Annotated in this window: 12 protein-coding genes; 9 read left to right on the forward strand and 3 right to left on the reverse strand. The window is 50.4% G+C overall.

Going from position 1 to position 16042, the window contains the following annotated elements:
* The first annotated feature begins 89 nt into the window (after window positions 1–89).
* Window positions 90–2018 carry a DEAD/DEAH box helicase gene (locus tag TOLA_RS03090; RefSeq protein ID WP_012728827.1) on the forward strand — a complete coding sequence of 643 codons (1929 nt, stop codon included), beginning with the start codon at window positions 90–92 and terminating at the stop codon, window positions 2016–2018.
* Window positions 2019–2160: 142 nt separating this feature from the next.
* On the opposite strand, the gene TOLA_RS03095 is transcribed toward TOLA_RS03090, so the two are convergent.
* A complete protein-coding gene (locus tag TOLA_RS03095) occupies window positions 2161–3372 on the reverse strand; it encodes an RsmB/NOP family class I SAM-dependent RNA methyltransferase (RefSeq protein ID WP_012728828.1) in 1212 nt (403 codons plus the stop codon).
* Between the two features lie 154 nt (window positions 3373–3526).
* On the opposite strand from TOLA_RS03095, the gene pdxH reads away from it, so the two are divergent.
* The gene (gene pdxH, locus TOLA_RS03100) at window positions 3527–4162 is read left to right on the forward strand and encodes a pyridoxamine 5'-phosphate oxidase (protein ID WP_012728829.1); all 636 of its coding nucleotides are present in this window, start codon (window positions 3527–3529) and stop codon (window positions 4160–4162) included.
* A 101-nt stretch (window positions 4163–4263) separates the two neighbouring features.
* Here pdxH and mscK read toward each other — a convergent pair whose 3' ends face one another.
* Together mscK and pykF are read right to left on the reverse strand one after the other, a co-directional pair.
* A complete protein-coding gene (gene mscK, locus TOLA_RS03105) occupies window positions 4264–7680 on the reverse strand; it encodes a mechanosensitive channel MscK (RefSeq protein ID WP_012728830.1) in 3417 nt (1138 codons plus the stop codon).
* A gap of 175 nt (window positions 7681–7855) precedes the next feature.
* Window positions 7856–9268, reverse strand: a complete 1413-nt coding sequence (gene pykF / locus TOLA_RS03110; protein ID WP_012728831.1) for a pyruvate kinase PykF — start codon at window positions 9266–9268, stop codon at window positions 7856–7858.
* Between the two features lie 364 nt (window positions 9269–9632).
* Here pykF and nifB point away from each other — a divergent pair, with 364 nt between their 5' ends.
* The 7 genes from nifB (at window position 9633) to TOLA_RS03145 (ending at window position 15822) form a co-directional block, all read left to right on the forward strand.
* A complete protein-coding gene (gene nifB / locus TOLA_RS03115; RefSeq protein WP_012728832.1) occupies window positions 9633–11063 on the forward strand; it encodes a nitrogenase cofactor biosynthesis protein NifB in 1431 nt (476 codons plus the stop codon).
* A complete protein-coding gene (locus TOLA_RS17045) occupies window positions 11063–11269 on the forward strand; it encodes a 4Fe-4S dicluster domain-containing protein (RefSeq protein ID WP_012728833.1) in 207 nt (68 codons plus the stop codon). Before nifB ends, TOLA_RS17045 begins: the two co-directional genes overlap by 1 nt.
* Window positions 11247–11819 (forward strand): nitrogen fixation protein NifQ, encoded by a 573-nt coding sequence (locus TOLA_RS03125; protein ID WP_012728834.1) that lies wholly within the window; start codon window positions 11247–11249, stop codon window positions 11817–11819. Before TOLA_RS17045 ends, TOLA_RS03125 begins: the two co-directional genes overlap by 23 nt.
* 48 nt (window positions 11820–11867) lie before the next feature.
* Window positions 11868–12494: a LysE family translocator gene (locus tag TOLA_RS03130; RefSeq protein ID WP_012728835.1), complete on the forward strand. Its 627-nt coding sequence runs from the start codon at window positions 11868–11870 to the stop codon at window positions 12492–12494.
* 276 nt (window positions 12495–12770) lie between these two features.
* Complete coding sequence (brnQ, locus tag TOLA_RS03135; protein ID WP_012728836.1) at window positions 12771–14084, forward strand: branched-chain amino acid transport system II carrier protein; 1314 nt, start codon at window positions 12771–12773, stop codon at window positions 14082–14084.
* A gap of 134 nt (window positions 14085–14218) precedes the next feature.
* Window positions 14219–14713, forward strand: a complete 495-nt coding sequence (locus TOLA_RS03140; RefSeq protein ID WP_012728837.1) for a phosphatase PAP2 family protein — start codon at window positions 14219–14221, stop codon at window positions 14711–14713.
* Between the two features lie 11 nt (window positions 14714–14724).
* A complete protein-coding gene (locus TOLA_RS03145; RefSeq protein WP_012728838.1) occupies window positions 14725–15822 on the forward strand; it encodes an MJ1255/VC2487 family glycosyltransferase in 1098 nt (365 codons plus the stop codon).
* Window positions 15823–16042 lie beyond the last annotated feature (220 nt).

Here is a 16042-nt window from a genome sequence, read left to right on the forward strand (position 1 = left end):
GAATGTGTATAATCGCCACCCATTTCTTTGTCGGGCCAGCAGCGTCTCCCTCGCTAAGTGCCCATCCTTGTAGAGTAGTGAAAATAAATATGACTGATACTGAAAAATTGCCAAGCTTTAGCGAGCTGGGGTTAGCTGCGCCTATTCTGAAGGCCGTAGCCGCTGTGGGGTACGAAGATCCTTCGCCAATCCAGGCTGCGGCAATTCCGCCGTTGCTGGAAGGCCGTGACCTGTTAGGACAGGCACAAACCGGTACAGGTAAAACAGGCGCGTTTGCCCTGCCAATCCTGTCCCGTCTGAATTTGACTCAGATGGACACTCAGGTGCTGATTCTGGCACCAACGCGTGAACTGGCTATTCAGGTTGCTGAAGCTTGCCAGAGCTACGCACAATTTATCCCTGATTTCCATGTACTGCCTATCTATGGTGGTTCATCTTACGATTCACAGCTGCGTGCTCTGCGTCGTGGCGCTCAGGTCGTTGTAGGTACTCCGGGCCGTGTTATGGACATGATGCGCCGTGGCAAGCTGGACCTGTCTGCACTGAAAACACTGGTGCTGGACGAAGCAGACGAAATGCTGCGCATGGGCTTTATCGATGACGTGGAATGGGTTATCGAACAATGTCCGCTGGATCGTCAGATCGCGCTGTTCTCTGCCACTATGCCAGAACAGATCCGCCGTATCGCGCATCGCCATCTGAAAACCCCTGTGGAAATCAAGATTGCATCAAAAACCAGCACCGCGGCCAACATTCGTCAGCGTTACTGGTTAGTTTCCGGCCTGCATAAGCTGGACGCGATGACTCGTATGCTGGAAGTTGAACAGTACGATGCTCTGCTGGTATTCGTTCGTACCAAAACTGCCGCTGAAGAGCTGACCAGCAAACTGTCTGCACGTGGTCACTCATGTGAAGCGTTGCACGGTGATATCCCGCAGAAACTGCGTGAACGCACTGTAGAAAAACTGAAAGCAGGCCAGATTGATATTCTGATCGCAACTGACGTTGCGGCTCGTGGTCTGGACGTAGAACGTATCACTCACGTTGTAAACTACGATATTCCTTACGATACAGAGTCTTATGTACACCGTATCGGTCGTACTGGCCGTGCTGGTCGTACCGGTGATGCAATCCTGTTTGTGGCGCCACGTGAACGTCGTATGCTGCGCATGATTGAACAGGCTACCCGTCAGCCAATCGAGCCGATGCAGATGCCAACAGCCAAAGATATCAACAAACATCGTCTGGAACGCTTTAAACTGCAGATCCGTGAAACTCTGGATTCTGAAGAAGATTTACAGCCATTCCAGCAGATCATCAATGAGTTCCTGGAAGACGAAAGCACTGATCCATTGGATCTGTGTGCTGCTCTGGCCAAGATGGTTCAGGGTGACGAGCCACTGTTCATGAATGAAAATGAGCCGGAACCAAGCCAGCGTATGGAAGAGCGTGGCGGTGATCGTTTTGACCGTGACCGTGGTGCCCGTCGTGATCGCAACGACCGTGGTGGTGACCGTTTCGAGCGTGGTGGTGATCGTCCTGAGCGTAGCGAACGTCGTTCACGCGCACCGGAAGGCCCGACTGCCCGTTATAAACTGCATGTCGGTCATGAGCATGGTGTTAAACCAGGCCAGATCGTTGGTGCGATTGCTAACGAAGCCGGAATTGACAGCAAATTCATCGGTCACATTGAGATCTATAACGATTTCACTACCGTTGATCTGCCGGAAGGTATGCCAACAGAAGTGATGAATACGCTGAAAAAAGCGCGTGTTTGTCAGCGTCCGCTGGATATTGAATTGTTCTCTGGTGAAGTTCCGGAATCTGCTCGTCGTGCACGTCCATCCTTCGGTGATCGTCGTCCACCTCGCGCTGATGGCGCTCGTACTGAAGGTCGTGGCGAATTCCGTGGTGATCGTCCATTCAACAGCCGCAGCAGCCATGGTGACAACCGTGGTGGTGATCGTCCGCAGCACCGTGATGGTGGCGCAGGTGGTAAATTCCGCCGCGACCGTTAATTCGCGCTGAGTTGAATGAATGAAATGAAAAACCGCACAGCTTGCTGATGCGGTTTTTTTTCGTCTGCTGAATGGCGAGAGCAATTTAAGATATAAAAAAGGGGCGCTATCAACAGCGCCCCTTTTACGTGATGATTCCGGATTAGTTCCGTTGTAACAATGCCATATAGAAACCATCAAAACCGGTTTCTGCCGGGCTGATTGTCTGTTCCCGCAACAGGGTGAACTGGCCATCACATTCATTGATGAATCTGGCGACCTGATCCTGGTTTTCTGCCGGCAACAGACTGCAGGTTGCATAAACAAGCTGACCACCCACTTTTACCATTTTGCTGTAACGGCGCAGAATATCGGCTTGCAGTTCCAGCAATACTGGTAAACGTTCTGCGGTATCACGCCATTTGGTGTCAGGGTTGCGTTTCAGAACGCCCAAACCAGAGCAAGGCACATCCAGTAATACCCGATCTGCACTCTCTTTCAGACGTTTGATGGTTTTGCTGCTCTCAATCAGACGCGGTTCAATATTGTGGGCACCGGCGCGGCGGGCACGCAGACGCAGGTTGTCTACTTTCCACTGTTCCACATCCATCGCCAGCAGACGGCCTTTTCCTGCCATCAGAGCGGCGAGATGCAGTGTTTTGCCGCCAGTACCGGCACAGGCATCAATCACGCGCATACCGGGTTCAACGCCAAGGAAAGGGGCAATGTGTTGTGAGCCGGCATCCTGCTGTTCAAACCAGCCATCTTTGAAGGCCGGAGTGCGGAACAGAGAACCATTGGAGGTAACTTCCAATGCACCGGGGACGTCAGGTACGGCACGGGTTTCAATATGTTCCTGCTGCAGGCGATGTTGCAGCTGGGTTTCATTGCATTTCAGTGTATTCACGCGGATATAGCGTTTGGCGGCATGGGTCAGTGCTTCACGCTCTGCCGGCCACTGTTCACCCAGCTGCTCTTGTCCCAGCTGTTCCAGCCATTCCGGACAACCATCCCACAATGCAGGTTGTTGCTGAGCCAGTTCACGGCGAGCTTCAAACATTTTTACATCACAAAGATCGGCCGCCCGCAGATTAGGCAACTGACGGTTACGCAACAGGTGCCACTGGCAAATCAGAGATTGCACCGCGATACCGGCCTGCGCCATCGGCACATCAGCGAGGAACGCCAGCAGATTGAGATGGCGCAATATATCACCGACGGCACCAATAACATGGATCTGTGCCGCTTCCGGCATCGGTTCCATTTTGAACTCCTGTGCTGTCGCGCGATCAACCGGCGATTTTTCATTTAATACGGCAGACAGAATAGCTTGTACGGAACCGCATTCCAGCGGAGTGAGGGCATAGGTGCGCATGATAAAACCTGAATAATTTGAATGAGAAGATCATAGAAGGTCATCAGCGCAGAGACAAGCAACATTACCGCTTTGCAGCCAATATCACAGACTTGAGATCAGCATCTATGCAGCGCACAATGGAACGATAAGCATTGATGGGAAGAATAGAAAAATGGAAATTGCGGATTTACGTCGTGAATACCTGAAAGGGGGCTTGCATCGCGATGAGCTGCCGAATGATCCGATGGATTTGTTTGAGAAATGGTTGCGTCAGGCGTGTGATGCCAAATTACCTGATCCGACAGCGATGAGTGTCGCCACGGTTGATGCCAACGGACAACCATTCCAGCGGATGGTGTTGCTGAAACACTACGATGCAAACGGGTTTGTATTTTATACCAACCTTGGCAGCCGGAAGGCGCAACAGATCAAACAAAATAATCACGTTAGTCTGTTATTCCCCTGGCATACTTTAGAACGACAAGTACATATCACCGGTGTTGCGGAACAGCTTTCTCCGTTGGATGTGGTGAAATATTTCCATTCCCGCCCGAAAGACAGTCAGATCGCAGCATGGGTGAGTCAGCAATCCAGCCGTATTTCTGCACGCAGCATGCTGGAAAGCAAATTCATGGAGATAAAGGCCAAATTTGCCAATGGTGAAATTCCGGTGCCGAGTTTCTGGGGTGGATACCGTATTCGCTTTGATAGCATCGAATTCTGGCAGGGCGGAGCACATCGTTTACACGACCGTTTCCTGTATCAGCGTGAAGGTAGCCTCTGGCATATTGATCGTCTGGCTCCCTAACCTGGGATAGTTAGTTATCTTTAAATAGAAAAGCCCTCTAAAATATCTGAGGGCTTTTTAGTTTCGGGACTCAAGGGATTTAAAATCCCTCGCGCCTGCATTTATTTTTGTTTCTGTTCTTGTTCTTTCGCTTGCTGAGCCACTAATGCAGCTGCTTCTGCAGCGGCAATATTTTCCAGCGTCGCAGCAGCGGCTGCACCGGCAGCAGTGCCTGCAGTTACCGGATCAATGCTGACAACATCACCCCGTGCATTTTTCAACGTGACCTCGACCTGATTGAACGCGATATTGATGCCGTGTTCAGTAAACAGTTGGTCGATGCGGCGGTTCAGCTCGTCGAGTGCCGGGTTACGATCGCCCAGTTCACGGACAAAGAAGCGCATTTCATGATCCAGCGTGCTGGCTCCGAACGCGAGGAAAAAGACGGTTGGTTCCGGCTCTTTCATGACGCGCGGGTTCTCTGCGGCAGCCTGTAATAACAAGCGGCGGGTCAGATCCAGATCGGAACCATAAGAAACGCCAATCCTTAATACCACACGGGTGACTGTATCACTCAAAGACCAGTTGATCAGACGCTCGGTCACAAATGCGCGGTTTGGAATGATCACTTCTTTTCGGTCAAAGTCGGTGATCGTTGTGGCGCGGATACGGATCTTGTTTACCGTACCGGAGAAACCGGAAACGGTAATAGTGTCGCCAATACGAACCGGACGTTCGAACAGAATGATCAGACCGGATACGAAGTTAGCGAAGATCTCCTGTAAACCGAAACCCAGGCCCACAGATAACGCAGCAACCAGCCATTGTAATTTATTCCACTCCATACCGATGGTGGAAAGCGTGGCAATGGTACCGGTCGCTGTCAGCAGATAGGACAACATCGTGGTAACCGCGTATGAGGTCCCTTGTGCCAGCTGCAGGCGTGACAATACCAGTACTTCCAGCAAACCGGGTAAGTTGCGGGTCAGGATATAGGTCACGACCGCAATGAGGACGGCACCCAACAGATCCCGCAGGCTGACCGCTTCCAGTACAGCACCGCCGTCTGTACCCACGGTATGGTGCCAGAGCGTGATACTGTCCATATAGGCAATGACCGCCACCAGGTCAGACCACAACCAGTAGAAGGCACCAGCGAATACCAACGTCAGGGTAACAGTGACCAGACGCAGAGTCTGTTCGTTGATCTGTTCCAGCGTAATAGGTTTGTCATCGCTGACTTCAACACCTTCGGCATTTTCGTTGCGTTGCTGATTCTGACGTTTAGCCAGTGCACGGCGATAAGCCAGGCGACGGGCGGCAACTGACAGGCCGCGTAGTGCTGTTTCGTACAGTAACACCCAGACTGAAACCAGATAGAAACTGTCGATCAGACGGGCACTCAGTTTCAGCGCGGTGTAGTAGTAACCAAATACCAGTAAACCGATCAGTATCAGAGGTACAGCGCCAAAGGCCAGTGCAGAAATATTACGCCATAAACTGGTTTGCTGGTTATTTGGCCGTTTACGCACAGTGGTAAACAGTTCGAAAGATAACAGCAGCAAGCTGACCAGACAGATGATTTGTCCGAGCACATCGTTGGCTAAGCGGGACGGGTCTAACTCACCCAGCGTTGCGATAAAAATCAGCGGCAGCAGGGTATACCAGATATTGCGTAATGCTTTACGCAGATGCGCAACCGTCAGGGCATCATGACCAAAATGTTTTTGTGCCAGTCCATCCGGTTTCAGCATACGGCGCATCGAGCCGAAAGCCATATAGGCCAGCGCCATCCGGAAAGACAGTTCCCAGATAATCAATGGTGATGACAGACCGCTGAAGACCAGAGCCAGACCGGCACTCATGATCAACAGTGCGCCTGGGATGGTACGCAGGAGGACTAACAGAATCGCTTTCGGGGTGTGACTATGCGTATCTTTGCGTAACTGGCCGACATCTTTGGCCAGTGTTTCAAAGCGGGATTGTATCGTCTGGCGTTTCCAGAGCATGATGCCTGCGATAATCAGCATCAGCAAAATAGCGGGTAATACTTTCAGCGAATTCTGCAGCCAGTTGTTCAGGTTGGCACTGATACTGACGGCTTGCCACTGTGCCATTAACGCACCCGGCAGCGCACTCAGCCACGCCATATCGAGAGGTTTGTTACTGCTGACCCAGAAGATCTGCTGCTGTAATGTGGATTGCAGCGATTTACTGACGCGTTCCAGTTGTTGCTGGTTGAGTTGCAGATTGATGGATAAATTCAGCTGCTGACCGAGCTGTTTATTCAATTGTTCCAGTAATTCGCGACGACCATCCAGTGTTTCATTCAGTATGGTCATCTGCTCTGCAGTCAGTATATCGCTGGTATTTTTTTCCAGCAGTTTCTGAATGTAATCATTACGCTGATACAACTGATCACGCAGCTGGTTCACATCGAACTGGGCCAGACGCAGATCGGCGATCTGTTCTTCGGAACCGCGTACCAGATCCGAGTCCGGCAGCATCTGACGTTGCTGATAGAGGATCTTGGAAAGCAGCAGGCTGCCTTTCAGTACGGAGATCTGTTCATTCAGGTTTTGTTCTGTCTGGGTGGTGCGATCCAGCCAGTTTTTAACTTTGATGTTTTCCTGTACCAGCGAGTTAACGCCCTGAGTCGCATCAATTAATTGCTGACTGAGTTGCTGATTCAGTCTCTGCTCTTTTTGAATAAAGGAGGGCAGTATTTGGGAATCGTCAGTCTGCGCAGTGCCGCTTTCTTCTACGGTTTTTTCGGTCAGTGTCAGACGTTTATTGCTGACCTGCTGTTGCAGTAGCTGTACCCAGTTATTCAGTTGCGCAATCTGGGCGGTGAGGTAATCACGCTGCTTATTGTAGAGATCCTGCTGACTGGTATTGTTATCCAGATCTTTCTGACGTTGTTCCTGCTGCAGTTGCAACAGCGCCAGTTCGGTATTCAGTTTCACACGCAGTGACGGTGTGATTTCCCCGTTTTGTTTCAGACCACTCAGACGATTGCGGATATCCTGCATGCGCTGGTAATCCTGACTCATCGTTGACTGAGCGCGTTCCGGCAGCGTTTGCAGGAAGGTTAACTGACTGTTGGCATTGCCAAGATCGTTCTGTGCACTCTGCAGCTGATTCAGCAGATCGGTAAGACGGCTGTCCAGCTGGGTTTGTGATAAACGGCTGATCTCTGCTTTCAGCTGTTCAGTATCCTGAACATCATTTTTCTGCAGGAGTTCAAGCCGACGGCTGAATTCTTTCAGTCTGGCCGGTGTTCTGGTGAGCGATTGATCCTGATCTTTTACTTTGATCTTTTCTTTATCAATGGCGTCCAGAAGGGAAATGGTTTGTTCGATATCGTCTTTCTGTGCTTTTTCTGCAACGGTCAGCGTATCGCGTTTATTCAGGCTGGCCAGTTTGTTGTCCAGACTGGTTTTTGATGGTAACTCTGTTTGCTCGGCAGCAAAGAGTGCAGTACTGGTCAGAAGAAGCAATCCGGATAACAGAGTGCGGAGAATTCGCTGTTTCTGCATATGCTGTGTTCACCGTTAGTTATGTGTTGTGTCAATGTTGGCAAGAGGTAAGCAGCTTGCACTTAATCAGCGAGAGGATATAGCAAAACGGGAGCTGACGCACAAAAAAGCTGATAAAAAAACGCCGGCTCCCCAAGGGAACCGGCGTTCGATTTTACTGTTTCGGTCTGATGAATTACAGAACGTGAACAGAAGAAGTGTTGGTTGTGCCGCTTGGTACCAGAGCGCCGGAAACCATCACTACGATGTCACCTTTAGCTGCCAGACCTGACTGCAGTGCCAGTTCTTTACCCTGTACATAGAAAGCGTCGGTAGAGTCCAGTTTTTCAACCAGAACCGGAGTTACGCCTTTAGACAGAACCAGCTGCTGAGCAGTTTTAGCGTTAGAAGTCAGTGCCAGGATGTTCGCTTTAGGGAAGTATTTACGAACTGCGCGCGCTGATTTACCACCTTCAGTAGCAACAACGATCAGTGGAGCTTCCAGTTTCTCGGTAGTTTCTACTGCACCGCGGCATACTGCTTCGGTGATGCTCTTACGATCGTTAGCGTTTTCGATAGCCAGGTTAGAAGGCATAACCGGGTCAGTACGGCCACAGATAGTTGCCATGATAGAAACAGCGTTCAGTGGGAATTTACCCTTAGCTGATTCACCTGACAGCATAACTGCATCGGTACCGTCCAGGATCGCGTTCGCAACGTCACCAGCTTCAGCGCGGGTAGGACGTGGGTTTTTGATCATGGAGTCCAGCATCTGAGTTGCAGTGATAACTGGTTTGCGTGCTTTGTTACATTTCTGGATCATCATCTTCTGAGCGAAGATAACTTCTTCAACCGGGATTTCTACGCCCAGGTCGCCACGGGCAACCATGATACCGTCAGAAACTTCCAGGATTTCGTCGAAGTTGTCCAGACCTTCCTGGTTTTCGATTTTAGAGATGATCTGGATGTTTTCGCCACCGTGTGCTTTCAGGTGGTCACGGATAGCCAGAACGTCTTCTTTCTTACGGATGAAAGAAGCAGCGATGAAGTCAACGCCTTGTTCGCAACCGAATACCAGGTCAGCTTTGTCTTTTTCAGCCAGTGCTGGCAGTTTGATAGAAACGCCTGGCAGGTTAACACCTTTGTTTTCACCCAGGTCGCCGTTGTTCATCACTTTACATACTACTTCGGTATCAGTAGTAGAGATAACTTCCATACCGATCAGACCGTCGTCAACCAGTACAGTGTTACCAGCAACCAGGTCTTTAGCGAAGCCTTCGTAAGTCACAGCAACACGTTCAGTGTTACCAACTACAGTTTTGTCTGTAGTGAAAGTGAAGGTCTGGCCAGCAACCAGAGATACGTCGTTACCGCCTTCCAGTTTGATAGTACGGATTTCCGGGCCTTTGGTGTCCAGCAGGATAGCTACTTTTTTGCCAGTTTCAGCACAGATTTCACGTACAGTCTTGATACGACCACCGTGCTCTTCAAAGTCACCGTGAGAGAAGTTCAGACGCATTACGTTCATGCCTGCTTCAATCATTTTAGCCATTACAGCTTTTGGCTCAGACTTAGGACCGATGGTACATACGATCTTGGTTTTTTTCATGGAAGGATAACTCCAACAGTTCAGGGATATAAAACGGGTATAACGATAAGTTGCGCGCATTATACAGGGAATAATGACATTTGATGATGTCTGAAACGATTTTTCAGTGTTTTCCTGATCTAACACAATAGATCTGAGCAAATGCCCTGAAATTTGGCTAAACCGAATTAGCTAATCTGAAGATCCTACTGAATTATGTGCGCTTTATCACATTGTCGTTTGTGTGTGGCATATCTGTCGTATCTTGCTACAGTCTTTGTTGATTAAAAAACCTTGTTTTTCAATGAATTAAATTAAATGTGATCTCCGGAGTGATGTTTGCATCATTCAGTACAAAGACTGGGTGAGATAAGGCAGATATAACATGACGGATAATAAACTGGTAATGCAACAGAAGTGTGACAGCCAACAGAAAGGACATGGTTGTGGTGGATCACACAATGCGGCTGGTTTTTCCATGGCACAGGCGGAAAAGGTAGCTCACCATCCTTGCTATTCACCCAGTGCTCATCACAAATATGCCCGTATGCATCTGGCGGTAGCACCGGCCTGCAATGTGCAGTGTCATTACTGTAACCGTAAATACGATTGTTCTAATGAATCCCGTCCGGGGGTGGTTTCTGAATTGCTGAATGTAGAACAGGCGTTGCAGAAAGCCCGTGCCGTGGCTGCCGCGATCCCGCAACTTTCAGTGATTGGCATTGCCGGCCCCGGCGATCCACTGGCTAACCAGACCCGTACTTTTGATACGCTGGAAGGGTTACGTTCTGCATTACCCGATGTGAAGTTGTGTGTATCGACCAATGGTCTGGCGTTGCCGCAGTCGGTCGATTCACTGGTTGAACTGGGTGTGGATCATGTCACCATCACCATGAATGCGATTGATGCGCATGTGTCTGCCGGGATCTACGACTGGATCTATTTTGATGGCGTACGTTACCGCGGTAAAGAAGGCGCGCAGATCCTGATCGATCAGCAGATCGAAGGGATGCGTAAGCTGATGGAAAACGGCGTGCTGGTAAAGATCAATTCGGTATTGATCCCCGGTGTTAACGATTTGCATCTGTCGGAAGTCAGTCATGCGATCCGTGATATGGGCGCATTCCTGCACAATATTATGCCGTTAATTTCTAAACCGGAGCATGGTACGCATTACGGTTTGAGTGGTCAGCGTGAACCGACGCCTGAAGAAGTCGCCCAGGTGCGTGAACGCAGTGGTGTGTTCATGCCGCAGATGGCGCACTGTCAGCAATGTCGCGCTGATGCGGTAGGGATGCTGGGCGAAGATCGCAGTCAGGAATTTAACCTCAGCTCATTGTCAGAGCAGAAAAAGGATTATTCGGCAGTGATGCAGCAACGTACTAAAGTGCAGGCTGCAATTGCCAGTGCCGGTGCGTCTGATGATGACGATGCCCGTCTGGTTGCCGTCGCAACTCAGCAAGGGCAGGTGATTGATCAGCATTTTGGTCATGCGAAACGATTCCATATCTACAGTATCAGCAGTGAAGGTGTGACGCTGGTTGGTGAACGGCATGTCGCGCAATATTGTCAGGGTCAGACGGAATGTGATGATCACGACGATGTGATGGCGGACACACTGAATTTGCTGGCCGATATGGATGCCGTATTCTGCTCCCGGTTAGGACTGGGCCCATGGCAAAAACTGGAAACGGCCGGGGTTCAGCCGGTAGTGGATTATGCCTGGCAGCCAATCCGTGAAGCCTTGTCTGCATGGTGGCAGCAACAGCCGAAAGGCCGGAGTGAGGTGAAATTACACGTACGCGGAGTGGCGTAATGAGCTGCGCGATCACGGAAAAATGTGTCGGCTGTTTCAGCTGCATTGAGGTTTGTCCGAAACGGGCGATCCGTGAACAGGACAGAATATTTACGATCTCGGCTAAACGCTGCAATGAATGCAAAGGACATACTGTCGGACCGCGTTGTATCCAGATCTGTCCGGTTGAAGGAGCAATTTATTATGAACCAGGCCATCCGGAGTGATATGCCGTTACAGGCTTCATTACTGACTGCTGCAGCACCCTGTTCACCGCAGGAATGGCTGACGCAGTTGGTCTGGCGGTTTCAGACAGGGATCAGTCAGCTACCCAGATATATGGGATTAGGTGCTGAGCCGTATCAGCAACTGTTAGTCACCTGTAATGTTCCGTCTGCGGTGATTGGTTTATTACAGCACCAGCGACAGACGTTGCTTTCTGAACTGTTAGCGATGCGTGAGCAGGAGTGTCAGGAACTGGAACAGTGGTTATCTGATTATCTGCTGCCTGATGCCGCGCCGATGGCCCGGATCATTGCGGTAGCGAGCATGGGGTACAACCACTTGTGGCAGGATCTGGGGCTGGACACACGGCAAAGTCTGCGTGAACTGATGCAATGTTGTTTTCCTGATTTAGTGCAGATGAACAGCCAGAATATGCGCTGGAAAAAATTCTTCTATCGTCAGCAATGTGCTCTGGGTGGAAACTATGTTTGCCGCTCACCCAGTTGTGATGAGTGTGTGGAGCGCGAGGGGTGTTTTGCGCCGGAAGAGTGAAAGTAGTGCTAGAATCGGACTCAGTTTTCTGATTTCACGGAGATAGTGATGCTGAGTCCGGATACCTTTCTGTTATTTCTTACTGCCTCTTTACTGCTTTGCCTCGCACCTGGCCCGGATAATATTTTTGTGCTTACGCAGGCAATGCTCCGTGGCACGGCATCCGGCATCCTGGTGACGCTGGGATTATGCACGGGGTTGCTGGTGCACACGTCGGCGGTGGCACTGGGGGTTGCGGTCATTTTTCAAGAGTCGCTGCTGGCATTTACCATTCTCAAACTTTGCGGCGCTGCATATCTGCTTTATCTGGCGTGGGGTGCATTCCGGGCCGGTGCCAGTGGGCTGGGTACAGTGAATGCGGTATCACTGGATAAGCTGGCACTCTACCGGCGTGGTATTGTCATGAATATCACCAATCCAAAAGTCTCCATCTTCTTTCTGGCGTTTTTGCCGCAATTTACCAATCCGGCCAGTGGTCATCTGACACTTCAGTTGCTCGAGCTGGGGGCGGTATTTATTGTTTGTACCTTGCTGGTCTTTGGTCTGATCAGTGTTCTGGCCGGGAAACTGGGCAGCTGGTTCAGTCAGAGCCCGAAAGCCGAGGTTGTTATGAACCGGATTGCGGGCAGTGTCTTCGCTGCTCTGGCCGTAAAGCTGGCACTGACGCAAAGATGAACTGATTTCCGGGGAAAGGTGCTGCTGTTTCCCTTGGTTTTCTTTGCCTGATTTCGCTTCTTATTAGCATAAAATATCGGATTGTGGTCGGTAATGGCTCCGATGTGACCATTTTTGCATATTCTGTGCTTTATTCTGCCTTAAAGCTCACGTATGCTTGCACCCCTTTTTCAGGTCTTTATGTTGTTCGCTGCCATGGATGGTTCATGCGCTCCGGCATGGTTTGTTATCTGACAGGAAGTCAGAGCTGACAAGCCGTTGTAAGTGGAGTTAATTTTGAAACAAACCATGACGCGGGCCGACTTGCTTGGTCTCGGCTTTATGACCTTTGCCTTCTTTCTGGGGGCAGGCAATATTATTTTCCCTCCGATGGCAGGTTACCTGGCTGGCGAAAACATGAGTTTTGCGATGCTGGGCTTTCTGATCACCGCAGTGGGGTTGCCATTGGCGACTCTTCTTTCAGTTGCATTTGCCGGTGGCGGATTGCTCACGATGACCCGGATGTTACCGGCATGGGCTGGCACATCCATTGCGATCGCAACTTACATCATCATTGGCCCGGCTTTTGCGACACCGCGTACGGGTCTGGTGACTTATGAGATGGCGGTAAAACCGTTCATCGGTTCGTTTGATGGTCAGTTAATGCTGACGCTGTTTAGTGTGGCTTATTTTGCGCTGACACTGTTTCTCTCTCTGAATCAGGGCAAACTGCTGGATGCCGTCGGCAAAGTGCTGACGCCAATCCTGGTATTATTACTGGCTGTATTAGGCATCGCGGTACTGGTTGCACCGCAGGGTTCGGTACCGTCTGTTGCGCCTGAATATCTGGGCCATCCGGTAGTGAAAGGCTTGCTGGAAGGTTACAACACCATGGATACCTTCGGTGCTCTGATGTTCGGTATGCTGATCATTGATGTCCTGAAATCACGTGGTGTCAGCAATGTTATCCAGCAGACCCGTTATCTGGCAGTTGCCAGCGTGATTGCTGCAAGCGGACTGGCGCTGGTGTATATCGCGTTATTCCAATTGGGGGGGACCGCCGGTGGTGTGATGACTAACCCGCAAAATGGTGGTGAGTTGGTTGCGGCGTATGTTGCCATGCTGTTTGGCCCGATGGGTTCGGTGGTGCTGGCCGGTATCGTGGGTCTGGCCTGTCTGACAACCTCGGTCGGTCTGACTTCTGCCTGTGCGGATTTTTTCCATACCCTGTGGCCGCGTTTCAGTTATAAACAGTGTGCAGCAGCGATTGCGGTTTTATGCGCGATTGTGGCTAATGTTGGCCTGACACAACTGCTGGTGATTTCTATTCCGGTGCTGGTCGCTATTTATCCGGTAGTGGTCGCTCTCGTCGCAGTGACCTTTATGCGCGAATGGTTTTTTAATCAGGGTATGGCATTCCGGCTGGTGCTGGGTGTTGCACTGCTGTTTGGCTGTTTTGATGGTATTAAAGCCGCAGGCGTTGATCTTAGTGTGCTGAGTTTCCTGCCACTGTTTGATCTGGGGCTGGCATGGTTACTGCCAACACTGGCGGCTATCGTGGTCAGCTTGCTGTGGCGCTTACCGGAACAATCTGCATTATCCGCCGAATAACGTAAGTTTCACCGGCATTTATCAGCGATAAATGCCGGATCTCTCTTCTGTCACTATTCTGTTATCCCTTCTTAAACGAATTGTCATTCTTTACCTCTACCTTGGTGGGTAAGACCTTGCGGGCGGAGAAGAATATGCAATTTATTCAGCGTTGGGATCAAAAAACCAGCCAGCTCTTCTTATCTCACTGTTATAACCAGTTTCAGGCAAAAATCAGTCGCTGTATTTCCCGCACCGGGGATGGCCCGTTTTATCTGTTACTGGGTATTACTCTTGCCTGGTGTGATGGTGTCCGTGGACAGGATTTTTTCCTGTATGCACTGATGGCTTTCGCTGTCGAACTGCCCGTGTACTGGGTTCTCAAAAATAGTTTTAAACGTGAACGGCCACGTAATCTGCCGGTCTTTATTACACCGTCTGATCGTTACAGTCTGCCATCAGGTCATACTGCCGCTGCTTTTTTAATGGCGGAAACGGTAGCCGTATTTTATCCCATGATGTTGTGGATCGCGTTTATCTGGGCCGGGTTTATCGGCGCTTCTCGTTTGTTACTTGGCGTGCATTATCTGACTGATCTGATTGCCGGAGCAGGACTGGGTCTGTTTGCCGCGTGGTGTGTGCTGCCTTAAGGGTATTAAGAATGCGGATTTTATATGGTGTACAGGGTACGGGAAACGGACATATCTCCCGCTGCAGGTTAATTGCGAAAGCACTGCAGGCGGAAGGGGTAGACGTTGATTATGTGCTGAGTGGCAGAGAGGCGCATGCCTATTTTGATATGCAGGAATTCGGCGATTACCGTGCTGTGCCGGGGCTGACTTTTGTCACCCGCAATGGTGCTATTGATTTGCTGGCGACCGTCGGCCGTAGTCAGCCCCTGCGTTTATTCCGCGATATCCGCCAGTTATCGCTGCAGGATTATGATTTTATTATCAGTGATTTTGAGCCGGTTACCGCATGGGCAGCCAAAAGACAGAACATACCGAGTCTGGGGATCAGTCATCAGGCCTCTTTTCGTTACGGAATACCGCAAACCGGCAATAATTTGTTCGCGCGTCTGACGATGCGGCATTTTGCCCCGGTCCATCATGCGGTGGGTTTACACTGGTATCACTTTGGCTATCCGATCCTGCCGCCGGTGATTGAAACGTTGCAGCCGGATAATGACAGCGGCGATATTCTGGTTTATCTGCCATTTGAAGCACCTGCTGCGATTTTTGAGTTGCTGTCCCGTTTTAAATCGGCGCGGTTTATCTGTTTCCATCCACAGTTCACCATTCCGGTAGAACAGAATAACCTGTGTTTTATGCCGCTGGGCAGAGACAGCTTTGTGAAAGCATTACGCGGTTGTAATGGCGTGATCTGTAATGCCGGTTTTGAACTGGCATCTGAAGCATTGACACTGGGTAAGCGACTCTTGCTGAAACCAGTGCAGGGACAATTTGAACAGGCATCGAATGCGATGACACTTGAGTTGCTTGGTCTGGCGCATGTCATGCAGCGACTCGATCCGGGTCAGGTAAGGCATTGGCTGAATGCAGAAAAAGCCGGACAGGTTCACTATCCGGATGTGGCGACGGCGATTGCTGAGTGGCTGGCTAAGGGACGTAGCGAATCAGTGCCTGATCTGGCTGAAAGATTATGGCGGCAGGTCATTTTCCCGGAACCGGTGATGGAGCGTATCCATGAGTTGGGGCTGGGTGCCGATTTATCCAACGGACAACTGATGCGTGCCTGACGGTGAGTCTGTTCAGTCCGCGCTTTTTTTCATGACATATCCCGCGTTTTTAAGCCCTGTCTGATCCCTGAGCCGCACTTGGATATATAGTGAAACTGTTCTGAAGATGCGTTGCCTGTTGGCGTAGCGGCAAAGAATCGTTAGGATAGAAACTCTATTGCGGCAAGCGGATGATCTCTTCCACCCGAATAGGTAGCTGATTGCTCTGTCAGGCGGGTCG

Source organism: Tolumonas auensis DSM 9187, assembly GCF_000023065.1.
Lineage (GTDB): Bacteria > Pseudomonadota > Gammaproteobacteria > Enterobacterales > Aeromonadaceae > Tolumonas > Tolumonas auensis.